Origin of the sequence: Saccharophagus sp. K07 (genome assembly GCF_014336955.1) — a bacterium.
Lineage (GTDB): Bacteria > Pseudomonadota > Gammaproteobacteria > Pseudomonadales > Cellvibrionaceae > UBA5868.
Genome location: NZ_QRAI01000004.1, coordinates 56044 through 72127, shown reverse-complemented (window position 1 = coordinate 72127; position 16084 = coordinate 56044). Strand labels below are relative to the sequence as shown.

At 55.0% G+C, this 16084-nt stretch carries 9 protein-coding genes; 7 read left to right on the top strand and 2 right to left on the bottom strand.

Features of this window, described 5'->3' with window-relative positions:
* Positions 1 to 22 precede the first annotated feature (22 nt).
* The gene (locus tag DWB84_RS12610; protein ID WP_187410172.1) at positions 23 to 997 is read left to right on the top strand and encodes a FecR domain-containing protein; all 975 of its coding nucleotides are present in this window, start codon (positions 23 to 25) and stop codon (positions 995 to 997) included.
* 24 nt (positions 998 to 1021) lie between these two features.
* A complete protein-coding gene (locus tag DWB84_RS12605; RefSeq protein WP_187410171.1) occupies positions 1022 to 3580 on the top strand; it encodes a TonB-dependent siderophore receptor in 2559 nt (852 codons plus the stop codon).
* A gap of 392 nt (positions 3581 to 3972) precedes the next feature.
* Here the strand turns inward: DWB84_RS12605 and DWB84_RS12600 are convergent, their stop codons facing one another.
* On the bottom strand, positions 3973 to 5268 hold the full coding sequence (locus tag DWB84_RS12600; RefSeq protein ID WP_187410170.1) for a DUF1552 domain-containing protein: 1296 nt from the start codon (positions 5266 to 5268) through the stop codon (positions 3973 to 3975).
* Between the two features lie 20 nt (positions 5269 to 5288).
* Complete coding sequence (locus DWB84_RS12595; protein WP_187410169.1) at positions 5289 to 7484, bottom strand: DUF1592 domain-containing protein; 2196 nt, start codon at positions 7482 to 7484, stop codon at positions 5289 to 5291.
* Between the two features lie 399 nt (positions 7485 to 7883).
* On the opposite strand from DWB84_RS12595, the gene DWB84_RS12590 reads away from it, so the two are divergent.
* The 5 genes from DWB84_RS12590 to msrP all read left to right on the top strand — a co-directional run bounded on the left by DWB84_RS12590 (position 7884) and on the right by msrP (position 16061).
* The gene (locus tag DWB84_RS12590) at positions 7884 to 8738 is read left to right on the top strand and encodes a DUF1566 domain-containing protein (protein ID WP_187410168.1); all 855 of its coding nucleotides are present in this window, start codon (positions 7884 to 7886) and stop codon (positions 8736 to 8738) included.
* Positions 8735 to 9262, top strand: a complete 528-nt coding sequence (locus tag DWB84_RS12585; RefSeq protein WP_187410167.1) for a DUF1566 domain-containing protein — start codon at positions 8735 to 8737, stop codon at positions 9260 to 9262. Before DWB84_RS12590 ends, DWB84_RS12585 begins: the two co-directional genes overlap by 4 nt.
* Before the next feature lie 215 nt (positions 9263 to 9477).
* Positions 9478 to 14382: a two-component regulator propeller domain-containing protein gene (locus DWB84_RS12580; protein WP_187410166.1), complete on the top strand. Its 4905-nt coding sequence runs from the start codon at positions 9478 to 9480 to the stop codon at positions 14380 to 14382.
* 120 nt (positions 14383 to 14502) lie between these two features.
* On the top strand, positions 14503 to 14973 hold the full coding sequence (locus tag DWB84_RS12575; protein WP_187410165.1) for a hypothetical protein: 471 nt from the start codon (positions 14503 to 14505) through the stop codon (positions 14971 to 14973).
* Between the two features lie 95 nt (positions 14974 to 15068).
* Positions 15069 to 16061 (top strand): protein-methionine-sulfoxide reductase catalytic subunit MsrP, encoded by a 993-nt coding sequence (gene msrP, locus DWB84_RS12570; protein WP_187410164.1) that lies wholly within the window; start codon positions 15069 to 15071, stop codon positions 16059 to 16061.
* Positions 16062 to 16084: the final 23 nt, after the last annotated feature.

Genomic DNA, 16084 nt, shown 5'->3' with positions numbered 1-16084 from the left:
AACTTTACGTGGCCAATATCTCATGATCCGACCAAAGCGATCGCGCGAAGCCGAACAAGCCGAACAGGCTGCTATCCGCTGGCTGGTACGTCTTAATTCTCCCGATCTCGGCGAGTCGGAGAAGGATTCCTTTTTTGCCTGGCTGAACGCCTCACCTCTGCACCAGGCCGCGTATATCAAAGCCGAAGATCTGTGGCGGAGAGGCGAGGTTCTGCGCTATGTCGAGAACATCAAACCCGAGCGTCATAGCAATGTAATCTGGTCCCTGGGGTTGGCCGTCACCTGCATCGCGTTGGTTGCCATGTTATTTTTCCTGCGCGCGCCTGAGCCGGAATATCTCAACGCACAAACGCTGGTGGGCGAGCAGCGGGGATTGCTGCTGTCAGATGGCTCCCGTCTGGTCCTTAACACCGATAGCGAAGTGCTGGTGGAGCTGCACGCCAAACGCCGCCTAGTGTATTTGCTGCGAGGGGAAGCGTTTTTTGAGGTTTTCTCCGATCCCAAGCGCCCTTTTGATGTCCACACCAACGACGGCACCGTACGCGTTCTGGGCACGCAATTTTCCGTGCGCGCCACCGGCACGGATTCGATCGTCACCGTTCTGGAAGGCAAAGTTGGCCTGTCGCAAAACCCTCTGGATGAGGACGCCCGCTTTGAGCCCGCTATCACCTTAACGGCGAATCAACAACTTACCCTGCGCAATGCACTGCCCGGTGCCGCAGCCCTCCCCATTGACGCCCAGGCCGCGCTCGCCTGGCGCCAGCGACAATTGATTTATCGCGGTGAATCTCTGCAAAAGGTCGTGGAAGACCTGAATCGCTATTTATCCCTTCGCATTGTGGTTGCCGATCACGCCTTGAGCGACCTGCAAGTCAGCGCTGTGCTACAACTGCAAGATGCCAACGCCACCGCACAAGCGCTTGCCGCCGCATTGGGGCTCAAGGTCGAGCCCGATCCACAGGACGATGCAACTCTGATTTTGCGCGCAGCGGAATAAATAAAAATAAATTGAGTACTGGTTATGTCACGGAATATTCGCGGGCGTGCTTTTGCGCTCCGCCCCAAGCTGCTGTGCGCCGCACTGTTTTGCCCTTCATTCGCCTGCGCAGAAGCACCCACCAGCTACCGCCATTTCGATTTACCCGGTCAGCCGTTGCAGACGGGTTTAATCGAACTCGCACTGCAGGCCGAGGTGACGGTGGTGGTCAATCAAAAATGGTTGGATGGCTATAATTCCACGCCTATTATTGGCCCGCATACGCCACAGCAGGCGCTGCAAAAATTGCTTGCCAAGGCGCCGCTGGATTTTCGCTACGACGACGCGACCAATTCCTTCCGAATTTTCCCCCGCGAGGATACGCAACCCGCACCAGAACCTGGTGCAAATGTCGCAGCGGAAAATAACACTCGCATTGAAGAAGTTTTGGTTTACGCACCCTCCTATCCCTATCGCTACAACACCTTGACCAACAGCCAACTGCAAAATGGTTCAGTGGTTTACGACAATTCGCGTTTTCACACGGTTTTGCCATCGCAGTTAATTCAGGATCAAATGCCGCTGGATATTTCCGACCTGCTCAAAAATGGCAGCGGCATCACCCCGGCCGATGGACGCAGCGATAGCAACGACGACTTTTATATGCGCGGATTTCCGCGGCATGCGGTCTATGTCGACGGCTTGCGCGTGGAAAACAGCACTGGCGGACGTTTTTTGCCGGACAATATTGAACACGCAGAAGTGTTAAAAGGCCCTTCAACCATTCGCTACGGCCAGGGAGAACCAGGGGGCATGATCAATCTGGTGAGAAAAAGGCCGCTCGATGAACCTTTGACGCAACTCAATTTTTCTGTTGGCAATAACGGTTGGGAAAAATTCTCCGCCGATATCAGCAATCATTTGCTCGACGATAAATTTCGCTTCCGCGCCAATCTTGTCAATTTTCAGCGCGCTGAAGCGGCGGACATCAATGATTTGCAACAACGCCTATTCGCACCGGTTCTGCAATGGCAAATCGATAATCAAAGCCTGGTCGATATAGGCTACGAATTTCAGCAGACCGAACAACGAGCGGTAGACGATTTTCAGGTTTTGATACCTGTTCCCGAAGACAATTTTCCCGGCGCCAATTTCGATCAAATGGCCCGCTATGCGACTCCATATTTTTCCGCCGATCGGCATCTTTTCCATATCAACGCCATACGATTTTTTCCTGGAGATGCGGAAGATTCCGGCTGGCGTTTAAAAGGTAAATTTTTCCTGCGCGATGAAGAGCGGCGCGGCGTACGCGGCACCATGGATTATCTTGCATCCGACCTGCTGCTGAAATCGGAAGAATTACAAAACCTTTATATGATGTTGATTCCGGGCAGCCAGATAGCCATACCGGTTTTATACCGCAATAATCCGCAGAATCCTTACGATCCGCTGTTATCGCTCGGCACAGTGCGCAGTATTTACGATGAAGAATCCTCGGAAACCGGCATGCAATCGGGCGTTGAACTGGAGGGCAGTTTTTCCCTGCTGGGTTTGCCCAATCATATCCATCTTGGCGCTGACTGGCATCGCCAGGATATTTTTCAATCCTATACCATAGAAAGTCGCCAGCCCTTATCTGGCCAAACCTGGACGGAGTCGAACTTTCCTTCGCTGGTCTATTTATTCAATATTTTATTTTCCCCTGACAGACCCACGGGCAATCTCGAAATATCCGAATATCGGCAAGTGTCCGACGAATTTGGAATTTATTTGCAAAATACCCTGGAAATCAACGACAAATTCAGTCTGACCGGCGGTGCGCGTTTGAGCCGAATTGAAACGACACGCGAAATTTTTGCCACAGATACCGAAATGTCGTTCAAACCCGTGCAAAAAATTCGGCTGCAATCCGGCTTCCACTATCAAATCACGGATGACATTCAGTTGTTCGGCAATTACGCGCAGGGGTTGCGTTCCAATCAGGCCAAAGCCATTCTGGGCGATCCGATCGATGAGCCCGAACTCTCCGATCAATGGGAAGCAGGTATCAAAGGTCATTTTTGGAATGGTCGAATACTCGCGGGCTTTGCCGCCTATCGCATCAATAAAAACAATATTTATTGGATCGACGAAGTATCGATCAAGCAATTTTCCTGGCAGGAATACGGTCAGCGCGTCTATGGAATCGAAATGGATTTCACCGCGCAAATTTCTTTCCGGACGCAGTTTATGGGTTCATTTTCCGCGCAGGATAATAAATTGACCTACGGTCCTTACCGAGGAAATACACCAGCAGCCACCAGTCCACAAACCGCCAGTCTTTTTTTACATCACGAGCCGTTTAAATCCTTATCGCTGAACATTGGTGGTCATTATGTCGGCCAGCGCTACGCCAATCACAGCAACGATTTTTCCATTTATGCGTTTTATACCCTGGAAGCCAATCTGCAATATTTCACCAAACTGGCGGGCGTGCCTTTGGCTTTCAAGCTCAGCGTGAAAAATTTATTGGACGATGAATATTATTCGGATGTAGTCGCGGGTATGCGCTTTAACCGCGGGGAGGGCAGGCAAATTGTGGCGGGTGTGACTTTGGATTTATAAATCGAGAGTGATAAATCTAAAAAATAATGTCTTTTCCTGACATAGTTGACTGATTTTCCCGAGACCTCTGCGTATTCCCCTCACCCTAACCCTCTCCCAGAGGGAGAGGGGATTTGGAAGTTTGCACGCCGCAATAGACGCAATTCCAATCTCCTGGAAAAAGAGTGTTTATAGGTTCGTAGTTGCAACCGGCACAATCCAACTCCTCTTCAAATTCAAATTTAGGTGAGGGCGATATTTGATCCTGAGAAGAGCATGTCTATGCAAAAAAAAATAAAAAGGCGATTCGGTTGAATCGCCTTTTTTTCGCGCCTGTCCAATTGCGCGCCCTCACCCAGTAAAAAACAAAAAAAAGCCCTCCGAAGAGGGCTTTTGTGTTTCGGTAAACCGAATTAGGCGACAATGCCACCAGAGCCGTAGTTGGCTAGCATACCGCCCACAGAGGATTGCAATCCGAGCAGTTTGTATACGTCTGCGAACACCGCGTAGTGGTTTTGACCGACGTTGCGTGAACCGGCTCTCAGACCTGAAATGCCAGTTGCAACCGTGATCGGACCATTACCTGCAGAGTGGTCTTGGCCGTCACCCATTTCACTGATCACCAGCACGACGGTTTTGTCGTAGAGGTTCGCAGCCTGCAGCTTGGAGATAATGTGGGCGACGCCCTTGTTCATATACTCCAGGATTGCTGGCAGGTGCTGGGGACCATTACCGTGGTTGGCTTGGTGGTGATCCGCACTCCAAGGCACGGCGTCTGAAGTACCGTCATTCGGAATCCAGCTGGCTTGAGTTTCGCTGAACTGGATAGACACCACGTTGGTCAAGCCGCACGCCAGAGCAGCAACGGCGATATCACCTTGCGCTTTATATTCTTGCAACGCGGATTTGCTGGTAGCCACCTGGGGGTTGGAGCAAGCGTTGCCGCCGCCACCGCCACCACCGCCGCCACCTTGGTTATCGCGCTGTTCTTCCTGGGCGATACGACGCTCCAGGATTTCCAGTGCTTCAAGGTGACCTTCCAGTTTGAAACGCTCTTCCACGCCCAATACGTTGGAGTTCAACAACGCATCCAGACCTTGCTTATTGGCGTCGAGAACGCTACGGCGTTTGTCGTAAACGCTAGGACCGCCGCCGCCACCGCCGTTGTTCGAGCCGCCGCCAGCGCCGCCACTGAAGTATTGCTGGAATGCAGTCTGCGGGCTGTTGATGCGCGTTACGGCCGCGCCGTTCAGACGGTCAATACCCGCTTCGTTCAGAGACTGAACACCCAACTGAATGGAGCGGAACGGCGTGAGGTTACCGATCACCTTGGCAACCTGCATGTTCACACTGCTGGAGTTGGAATCGTTGCTGTTGTAGGACGCAGCACCAGCCGCCAGCCACAAGTTACCGTGACCACCGGGGTTGGAAATGGTCATTTCCAGGGTTGCAACGGAGCTGCTGTAGGGCTGGAACGGACGGATACCAATGCCGTTCAAGTAACGACCATTTGGCGAACCATTCGGGTGATAAATCAGGATCAGTTTGCGGGCTTCTTGAGCTTCCGCAAAACGCGCACCCATCATGGCGCCAGCGATGCTGGACGCTTTGAGGACAGAGGTCGAAACCCCTGCCTTACTCAACATTTCCAAAAACCGACGGCGGTCTTTGTTGATTTGTTTCAATGTTCTTTCAGCTATCTTGTTCATTGATCTATTCCCAAAAGCCATCAGTTAACGTAAGCGCGATCGATTGGTTTGCGCAAACGAAGCAGATCAAGAGTACCGATCTTGCGATAAACGCTTCTGACGCTGCCATTCGAAGATTCGAACGTACTGCGCAACTGGTCTTTCACGCACGCAAAATTGCTTTGCTGATCGTCGCTGAGCTTGATGGGCTCATCGACCTGGCCACCGTTTTGACGAGAATAGTTCTCCTTGTCCAAAGGCAAGCCTGTGGTGAAGCGGAATGTGTTGACCAACAAACATTCACGTACTGCCGGCAATTTAGAGATCTTCTGACCGAGGTCTTTAGAACCGTTAAATTCAATCACGTTGTCGAAGTCATACAGATCGCTCAGACCAATCAACTGACCTGCAGTGTCGATCGGCAGACCGTCAACACCGTTCACACCCATACCTTTCATGTGGGTACGGTAGCGGCCGAGTTGGTCGAAGTCTTCCATACCAAACAATGGGTTGATCATGGTTCTGTGGCAAACCTGACAGTCTTCAGACTTGGTGATGGCTTCGAAGTACATACGGCTGGTCATGATGCCGGAGGCTTCGAGTTCCAAGGCTTCTTGTTTCAGACGGTCGCGCTCCAGAGAGCTGCCCAGGTCGGTCGGTGGCGCACCTATGTGGTGACACAACATCAATTCACGCACGTCAACGGCACGCTTGATCGGGCCAGAAGCCACGTCGTCTGCGTTACCCGCCATGAATGCACCAGTGGTAATCACACCACCGCGATTCGGGATGGAAATCGCTTTCCAGTCGCTGTCGGAACCGTTGAAGTTGTTGACTCCGTAGAACTGAGCCAGACGACGGTTGACCACGGCAAAGTCACCACCCAAGAACTGGTCGTAGGGCAGGTCGTTGAAGAACACGTGCTTGAAGAGTTCGCGCACTTCACGAGCCATGTCTTTCTTGATGTCGGCAGTGAACTCTGGGAAGGCGGAGCGAGATTGACGCAATACGTCGTCAGCGCGCATCCAGTTACCACCGAACTCACCCACTTGTTCGCGACCGCGAGAGGTCTGTAACAAGCGATCGATTTGCTGGTTGATCTGCGACTCAGTGGACAACTGGTTGTTACGAGCAGCCTGCATCAAAGTCTGGTCAGGAGTACTACCGGTGTAGGTGTATGCCAGCAAGGCTGCGAACTCGTAGTTATCCAATACATAAGCGTCGGCATCAGCCAGACGCAATTTGCTCTGACCATTGATGCTGCCGATGTCCATGTTGCGCTGAATTGCCTGAGCAACCGGAATACCCAGCTCGGAGCGATACAGGAACTGAGGTGATGTCATGGCTGCAGTCAGCGCCAATGTCATACCTTCTTCTGCACCGTAATCGGTGAAGAATTTGCGGTAGGTATTTTGCTCGGCGGAAGTCAAAGGACGGCGGAAAATGCGCTCTGCGAGGCTCAAGAAAGAGTTCGCGCAGTTGTTCGCATTGGTGCCGCAACCGGTGGTCTGACGAACGCGGGTAGCAGCAGCCGGGGCCAGTTTCTCGGCCGCATTGACCAGCATGTTGTTACGGGCTTCATCAACCGCAACGGATGCGTGGACGTGGATGGGGTAAGAACTTTTTGTCAGCGGTGAGTCTGGCGGCAGCAGATCTTCAGAGAAGTCGCTTTCGGAGGCCAGGCCCAAGTCGATCAGCGAGTTTTTGTATTCACGCTGGGTCAACAGGCGCAGGGTGCGCATGCCGTAAGTCAATGGCTCGGACGAATCACACGCGACCGGCTTATCTTCTTGACGGGTCAGGCTCACCATGTAACCAGCCGTATTCACCGAACACTCACCAGGACATGAACCCGGGTTGGTTAAGGGCATATAGGTGGCGATATAAGACGCTAAACCGGAGAAACCTCCGCGTTTGGCCATGATGTCATTGAGGTTGAAGCGCGGCTTTTCACCAGCGGAGGTGAAGCTGCCGTTGCCTTCATATCTATGGCACGCAAGACAGGTTTGATTGAACTTCTGTTCGCCCGCGGCCAAATCGGCATCTTCGAAGCGCACACCACCGGAACTGGATGTGCCTGAACTTGAGGATGAAGAAGAAGAGGAGGAAGAACCGACCGGAGGTTCGTCTGGACCGGGATCTCCGCCGCCACAAGCGAACAGTGCGGCGGCCGACACCAACACCCCAGCCAGTTTCAGGGTCCGGATGAACTCGGACAGTGACTGTTTTGCAAACATAATCTGCTACCTTGTTGGAATTAGAATAAACAGCGTTAAAGCGCGTGAGGATTTAATAGCCACACCACCACATTCCTTTCTCGGCCATCCTTCCCATCTCACACCCACCCAGACCTGAGCAACCTTTTCACACCCTGTACAAAGATTGTTCAGTTAGCTTTCGGGACTCGATTATACGATTGACTTATGGTCATCTACGACCGGCTAATAATTAAACTGTGAATTTTGAGAGCTTTGTCGCACTAAAGCTAATAAGGACCTAAGTTAAGCTACGCGACACAAGTCACACCCGATCGAAGGGGTTTCGTTCGGTGCGGTTTTTCGGAACAATCTCTGCGCTTTTTAGGCATCCGCGCAGACAATTAACTGCGTCACTCCGATAGAAAGGGTCTATATAAAATGAATAAATCCGTACTCTTACGGCCAGTCTGGCCATTAGCCTTAGCTCTCTTATGGGGGTGTAACGGCAATGACGGCACTTCCGGCGGCTCCAATCCCCCTGAGGACAATCATGACCATCACAAAGACTATCCAGTAGTCGGCCAATTAAATGACACGGGGCTTGTCCTGTGCGCCGGCCCGGAAACGACCGAACAGCCTTGCCCGCAAGCGGAACTGCCCGGACAAGACGCCGAATACGGTCGAGACCTGGCCGCCGCGCAAGGCACCTTGAGCAAAACCGGTGGCGGCGTGGCCGGCTTCGACTGGACTAAACTGGACAGCACCGGCGCGCCACTCGCCATTCAGGATGGTAGCTGGGATCCCGCTGGCACAGAGGCGGAAGGCACTCGCTGGTCCTGTGTGCGCGATAACGTCACCGGCCTGATTTGGGAGATCAAAGAAAGCGATCCCAGTCATCCCCGCTATACCGGACACACCTACCGCTGGGTGCTGGACGGCGATGAATACAACGGCGCTTTCCCGGACCAGAGCAGCAGCGGCACCTGCGGCACCGACAGCTGCGACACCCAGAGCTTCGTCAACTGGGTCAACCAGAATTCCTTGTGCGGCTTCTCCGACTGGCGTCTGCCCTCAGTGGCCGAGTTATCCTCCATCGTGGTTATGTCCAACGCGCTTCCCGCCGTGGACACAGCCTACTTCCCGGACGTCAAGGAACCGCGCTTCTTCACCAACCAGTCACTGGCACGCGACCCGTCGCGCGCGTGGTACATCTATTTCAGTGATGGCAGTGCGAGCTTCACCAATAAAGGCGATGCGTCTCACGTGCGTTTGGTAAGAGGAGGTCAACAATGAAAAGCCTGATGCGAACCCTGACAGCCTGCGCCCTGACTTTCGCTGCGCTGAGCGCCGCCGCTGAGTGCAATACGCTGTTGCGCCGGACCTTTGATTCGAGCGCTGTGATTGCAGAAGACAACGGCGTCGCCGTGGATACCAAAACCGGTCTTATGTGGATGCGCTGCTCCCTCGGCTACCAATGGCAAAACGGCAATTGCGTGCGGGACGAAAGCAAAGCGGCGGAGTTCACCTGGCCCGACGCTATAAAAGCTGCAGCAGCAGCCAAGTCTTTTGCAGGTTATAGCGACTGGCGCCTGCCCAATCGCAAGGAACTGGCTTCGATCGTGGAGGCAGCCTGCTTCGACCCAGCCATTGATCTCAGTCTATTCCCTGCCACCGAGGCCAAAGGTTACTGGACCTCATCGCCCAATAACTTCAACCCTTACTCAGCTTGGGGCGTCAACTTCATCAACGGCGACCACGTCAGTACCAGCCGGGAAAATCTCTTTGCCGTGCGTATGGTGCGCTCAGTTAAACCTTGATGTGCTTTATGCCGCCTCATATTGGGGCGGCTCGCTCGGTTAGCCGATGATTGCCTGCACCGACACTGGGAACCCGAACTAAACTGAACGGGGAGAACGGGCGCGCGGGCCGTCTGTTCAGTTGTTTTCATGTCACAGGTTCGGACCGCTTGAGACCTTCCCGACAATACATCACGAAACATCCACATATCCTGGGTTGGTTGCTCTGGTTATGTGTGTGGTCCTGCAGTGCGCTCGCAAGTAGTGAGGACTTCCACGCCCGCTTTGAAAGTGTCAAAAGCCGTGCAGGGGTCACCCTCAGCGCCATAGACGCCATATTCCAGGACAGCATCGGCTTTATCTGGATGGGCGGCGAAAATGGTCTGGTGCGCTACGACGGCTATTCTTTTCGCGTCTATCGCAACCAGCCAGACAACCCCGCCAGCCTGAGCGATAACACCATCTGGACCATTACAGAAGATGCCAACGGCGATCTGTGGATTGCCACAGAAGGTGGAGTAAATCGCTTTAACCGCCAAGCCGATAACTTCACTCGCTTTATCCACGATCCGAAGAATCCCCACAGTCTGCCCCACGACACAGTGCGCTCGGTCAAAATCACACGCAGCGGAGCTTTACTGGTAGGCACGTTCGGTGGTGGCGCCAGTATGCTCGACCCAGCGACCGGACGTTTTACCGCTTTGCCACACAGCCTGACACACCCGCATATCTGGTCTGTATTCGAAGATAAAGACGGCAAGATCTGGCTGGGTACAGAAGGCGGAGGCGCCACCCGTTACGACCCGCTCGACCAGTCACTGACCCACTATCACACCCAGGCCGACGCAACCTTGCGGATCGCCAGCAACACAGTGCGCGCTATATCTCAAGGGCGCGAAGGTGAAATCTGGCTGGGCACTGACGCCGGCGTCCACCGTGTGGACGATGGCCTGGTCAGCCGGTCCTGGTCTTATAACCCTGGCCAGCCGGACAGTTTGGGCAGCAATATCGTCTGGGATGTATTGGAAGATCGGAATGGCGACATCTGGGTGGCGACCGATGGTGGCGGGCTGAATCTGATCCGCGATGATCGTCTCGAGGTCCGCCGTTTTATCCACAACAGCCTCGACCCGACTTCGATCAGCAGCGACGTGGTACGCCGGGTGATGGAAGATCAATCCGGCGATATCTGGACGGCCAACTTCCCCAGTGGCGTCAATATCTTTCATCGCGCCGCCCAGTGGGTGGCCTATGTGCATCACGACCCCGAACATCGCAGTGGCCTGAACCACCCGTCGGCGCTCGCTTTTCTCGAAACCGAGGACGGCAGCCTGTGGGTCGGTACGGACGGCGGCGGCATCAACCGCATCCACCCGGATGGCCGCTATGAGTACCTGCGCAAAGCCACTGACGAACCCAGTTCCAGCCCATCCCTCAGCGCGGACGCCATTCTCGCCCTGGCGCAGGATCACGAGGGCGACATCTGGATCGGTACCTGGGGCGGCGGGGTAAACCGTTACAACCCCAAGACAGGCAAAGTGCGTCAGTATCTGGCGCAGGCTGGTGAAGAAGGAGCCATTTCCCACCCGAACGTCTGGGCCGTGCTGGTGGATAAGGATGGCGATGTCTGGTTCGGCACCGAAGGTGGCGGGTTGAACCGTTACGACCGGCAGAACGACCGCTTCGAGCGCATTCCCTACGATAAGAAAGATCCCCGTCACACCATCGGCAGCATTATCTGGTCTTTATTTGAAGACCAACGCGGCATGATCTGGATCGGCACCAACTCCGGTCTCAGCCGCTTGAACAAACACACGGGCGAGTTCCGCCACTGGCAAAACCAGGAGGGCAATCCGCTCAGCCTGAGCAATAACGTAGTGCTGACGATTTTCGAGGACAGCGACCAGCAAATCTGGATCGGCACCCGCGCCGGGCTCAACCGTTTACACCCCAATGGCACCACCTTTCAGGTAATTCGCACAGAAGACGGCCTCGCCAGCGACAACATCACCTCCATCCTGCAAGACAGACAAGGCCTGTTGTGGCTGGGCACCTCCGATGGCCTAGCCAGTCTGGACCCAAGCACCTATACCGTACGCAATTACAACGGCACTGAATGGGCGCGCGGCAAATTCAATTACGGCGCGGCGCTGAAGTTGCGGGATGGCGACCTGGTGTTTGGCAGCATCCAGGGCTTTATCCGCTTTGCCCCGGAGCAACTGCAGCAGAACACCTTCAAACCGCCGGTAGTGCTTACCGAATTCCAGGTATTCAACAAAAATCAGGAGCCGGGAGCGGAAGACTCCGCCCTCAAAGAATCCCTCACCACCACGCGCCATATAGTGCTCAACCATCGCCAGGCGGTGTTTTCCTTTGAGTTTGCAGCGCTCAATTACTATGTGCCTGAGGGCAACCGTTACGCCTACAAACTGGAAGGTTTCGACCGCAGCTGGAACGATATAGGCCACGCGCGCCGTGCCACTTACACCAACCTCAGCCCGGGCGAGTATTTTTTCCGCGTCAAAGCCGCCAACAACGACGGCGTGTGGAACGAGGACGGGCTTGAGGTGCGCATCACCATCACGCCGCCGTTCTGGCGTACCTGGTGGGCCTATTTGATTTACACGGCAGTGCTCGGCCTGCTGGTATGGAGCTTTATCCAGGCGCAGCACCGCAAGGTGGTGCGCGAGCGCGAAGTGAATGAACGCCTGCGCCAGCTGGACAAGATGAAGGACGACTTCCTCGCCAACACCTCCCACGCACTGCGCACACCGCTCACCGGCATTATCGGTCTGGCGGACACGCTGCTCGAAGGTGTCGCCGGTGAGCTCAACCCGCATATGCGCCTCAACCTGGAGATGATTTCCGCCAGCGGCAAGCGCTTGAGCAATCTGGTCAACGACATTCTCGACTTCGCTCGCCTGAAAAACCGCAAGCTGCAGGTGCAACTGCAACCGGTGGAATTGCGCGCCCTGGTGGATTCCGTGCTGGTGCTCAGCCGGCCGCTGGTGGGGAAAAAGGATCTCGACCTGAGCAACCACGTGGACGCGGCTCTGCCGCTGGTGCTCGCCGACGAAAACCGCCTGCAGCAAGTGCTCTACAACCTGGTGGGCAACGCCATTAAGTTCACCGATCACGGTTCCATAGTGGTCACCGCCCACCACGACGGCGAATGGATTTGGGTGTCGGTCAGCGACACTGGCAAAGGTATTCCGGAAGCCAATCTGGAGAAGATCTTCTCCTTCTTCGATGAGCAGCACCACCGCACCGGCAGTGGCGGCCTCGGTCTGGCTGTGACCCGCCAGCTGGTCGAACTGCAGGGCGGCGAGATTCGCGTCACCTCCGAACCCGGTCGCGGCTCGACCTTCTATTTCAGTCTGCGCTCTGCAGGCGAAGCGCGCCCACCAGTGCCCGCTGTTCGCGAAACCGTCGCCCAAACCACACCCCAAGTGGTCATAACCGACGGCAAACTGACGATCGTCGACACCGAGGAAGTCCGCGAAAATCGGCAATTCCGCTTGCTGGTGGTCGACGACGAATCCGCCAACCGCCAGATTCTGCGCGATTACCTGGTGCCTCTCGGTTACCAGTTAGAGGAAGCCGACAGCGGCACCCAGGCACTGGAACTGCTGCACAAAGGCGGCTTTTTCGACCTGGTTCTGCTCGACAGCTTGATGCCCGGCATGAGCGGTTACGAAGTGTGTGCCGCCATTCGCGAGGTCTACCCGCTCAAAGAGCTGCCGGTCATTTTGATGACCAGCAAACACCTGATCGCCGATTTGAAAGACGGGTTTGAGGTGGGCGCCAACGACTTCCTCACCAAACCCATCGCCAAAGGCGAACTGCTGTCGCGTGTGCGCACCCACCTGCAATTGCTCGACAGCCACCGCCACTTTGAAGAAAAAGTGCGCGAGCGCACCCAGGCGGTCATCCACGCCAACCGCGTGCTGGAGACCCTGGACGGCATAGTCGCCACCATCAATCAGGAGGTGATCTCGTCCCGTCTGCTCGACGTGCTGCTGCGCGAGGCCAGCCGCCTGTTCCCCGGCGCCGAGCGCGCGATCTACTGGTCGCTCGACGAAGCAACTCTGGAATTCCAGGCCATCGCTGGCCACGGTTTGCCCTACGCCCAACAGCAGAACTTGAGAGTCAACGCCCATACCCTGATCACCCGTTATTGCGAGCAGGGTGAAAAGCTCGATGCCGATATCTACCGTCTAAAACCCACCGCCCAAAGCGCCGCCTACGCCGCCCTGGTGAGCCTGCTGCCCACCCGCTCAGAGATCGCGTTGGCGATCCGCTTTGAGGACGGCGTGGTCGGTTTCCTCTGTCTGTTGAACCTGTCCGCCCAGGACGCGTTTGATCATGTCGACCTGGACACGCTCAACCGCTTCCACACGCACACGCGCGCAGCCTTGTTGAAGGCGCATTTGATGGAACACCTCAAAGCGCAGAACGAGCGGCTGGAAGACACCAGTCTGATCGACCCTTTGACCGGCCTGCACAACCGCCGTTATGTGACGACCTATCTGGATTCCGATATAGCCCTGACCCTGCGCTCCCACCGGGGCCGGGCAGGGGGCGAACCACCGCCGCCCAACTCGGACCTGTTGTTTTTTATGCTCTCTATTGGAGACCTACAGCAGATTGATGAGCGCTATGGCCGCGGCTCGAGCGACAAGGTGCTGGTACAGACCAAACGGGTGATGGCGCGGGTATTCCGCAGCTCGGATTTTCTCGCCCGCTGGAGTGCCAATGAGTTTCTGGTGGTCGCGCGCTTTAGCAACCGCAAGGCCGCGCCCCTGATGGCCGAACGCCTGCTGCAGGCGATTCGCCAACACGCCTTTGAAGTCGACGAAACCGAGATTCACTGCAACTGCGCTATCGGCTTCGCCAGCTTCCCCTTCCTGCTCACAGATCCACTGGCCTTTAGTTGGAATCAGGTGGTGGATATTGCCTCCATGTGCGTACAAACCGCCAAAAGCACTCAGCCCGACTCCTGGGTCGGCCTGGAAGCCAATTCGGCCAGCGAAGGGCAATTGACCTACCAGGCCATAGCTACCCGGCCGCAACAACTGATCAAAGAGCACAGATTGTTGCTGCACTCCTCTCTGGACCCTGAGCACACGCTTTCTTGGTGAAGCCTCGTGTCTTGGTAAGCGGTGCATCAAGGCGCCGCCGCCAGTGGGTTCCCGCACAAACATCGCCTTCCCGCAGGCAGATCATCACTGTGTTGCTAACTCATCGGGAGGGAAATCGCCATGCCTTTACACTTGCAGCGTGTTGCTTATGACATGGTTGGTACAAACGAGCTGGTCCGACGTTGTTTGGAACTGAAAAAATTTCACGTGCACAATATGCGCGGCATAGGACCTCGCTCCTGCTGCGCACTATTGGAAGTGGTTATCCGAGGCAATACTCGTTACATCTTTGGCAATAGCCAGCTCCAAAACCCCATTAGCGAAGGCATCTACACCAATCCTCATATGCGCTGTCACGGGGAAGCCAGCGCTTTAATAACCGCTTTGGATAGATTGCAAACCGAGTTAAGCGCCACCAGAGGTGACTTGGCCGGATTGGTTAATCGGGTCTATATCGAGATGAGTCCCTGTGCGGCTCAATGTGAAAGCATGTTGGAAAACGTCAATCCCAATCTCACCGTGCTGTACTCGTTTGAGCACCCCAATGAAGTCCAAGCCTGGGAAAACGCAGCGACCGCACTTTGCCATTAGGTGATGGTCTTTTAGGGCGGGGTAATGATTGAATAAGTTACCCAAGGGCACCGGCCCTGTGCCGGTGTTGCTTCACACAGCATGCCGAGGTGCTTATGTTGATCCGCCGCCCTTCCGATATTCCGTCATCCGAGATCACCCCTGAGTCGGTGTACCTCAACCGCCGTCAATGGATGAAAGGCGCCGCAGGACTTGGAGCTATAGCTCTCAGCGGCGGCGCACTCGCTGAACCTGTCCATATGGCACCCGCCGATCCCAAGGGTCCTGCCTGGCTGAAAAACCAAATCGGTAAAGCCACCCCCGCCGCAGATAGCAAAGAAGAATTGACGCCCTATCAACACGTCACCACCTACAACAACTTTTATGAATTCGGCTACGACAAATCCGATCCGTCCAATAAATCCGGCAAGCTCAGCACCGATCCCTGGCAAGTGGAGATCGCCGGCGAAGTGGCCAAACCCGGCAAATACAATCTGGAAGATATTCTTAAAGGCGTAACCCTGGAGGAGCGCGTTTATCGTTTGCGCTGTGTGGAGGCGTGGTCGATGGTAATTCCGTGGATCGGTTTTCCTCTGGCGGATTTATTAAAACGTTTTGAACCCACCAGCAAAGCCAAATACGTGGCGTTTACCACGCTTAAACGGCCGGAAGAAATGCCCGGACAAAAAGCGCGCTTGAGCACCATTCAATGGCCCTATCGCGAAGGCTTGCGTCTGGATGAAGCCATGCATCCGCTCACACTTTTAGCTGTTGGTCTTTATGGCAAAATTCTGCCCAACCAAAACGGCGCGCCACTGCGCTTGGTCGTTCCCTGGAAATACGGATTTAAGAGCATTAAATCCATCGTCAAAATCGAGCTGACGGAAACTCAGCCCTACACCAGCTGGAGCGCCATTGCTCCGGAAGAATACGGCTTTTACGCCAATGTAAATCCCAAAGTGGATCACCCGCGCTGGAGCCAGGCGCAAGAGCGCCGCCTGCCGAGCGGCCTGCTGCGCCCCAATATTATTCCGACCCAAATGTTCAACGGTTATGCCGAGCAAGTAGCCAGCCTTTATAACGGCATGGATTTGCGCACGTTTTATTGAGACCGTTTTATTTATTGGAATCG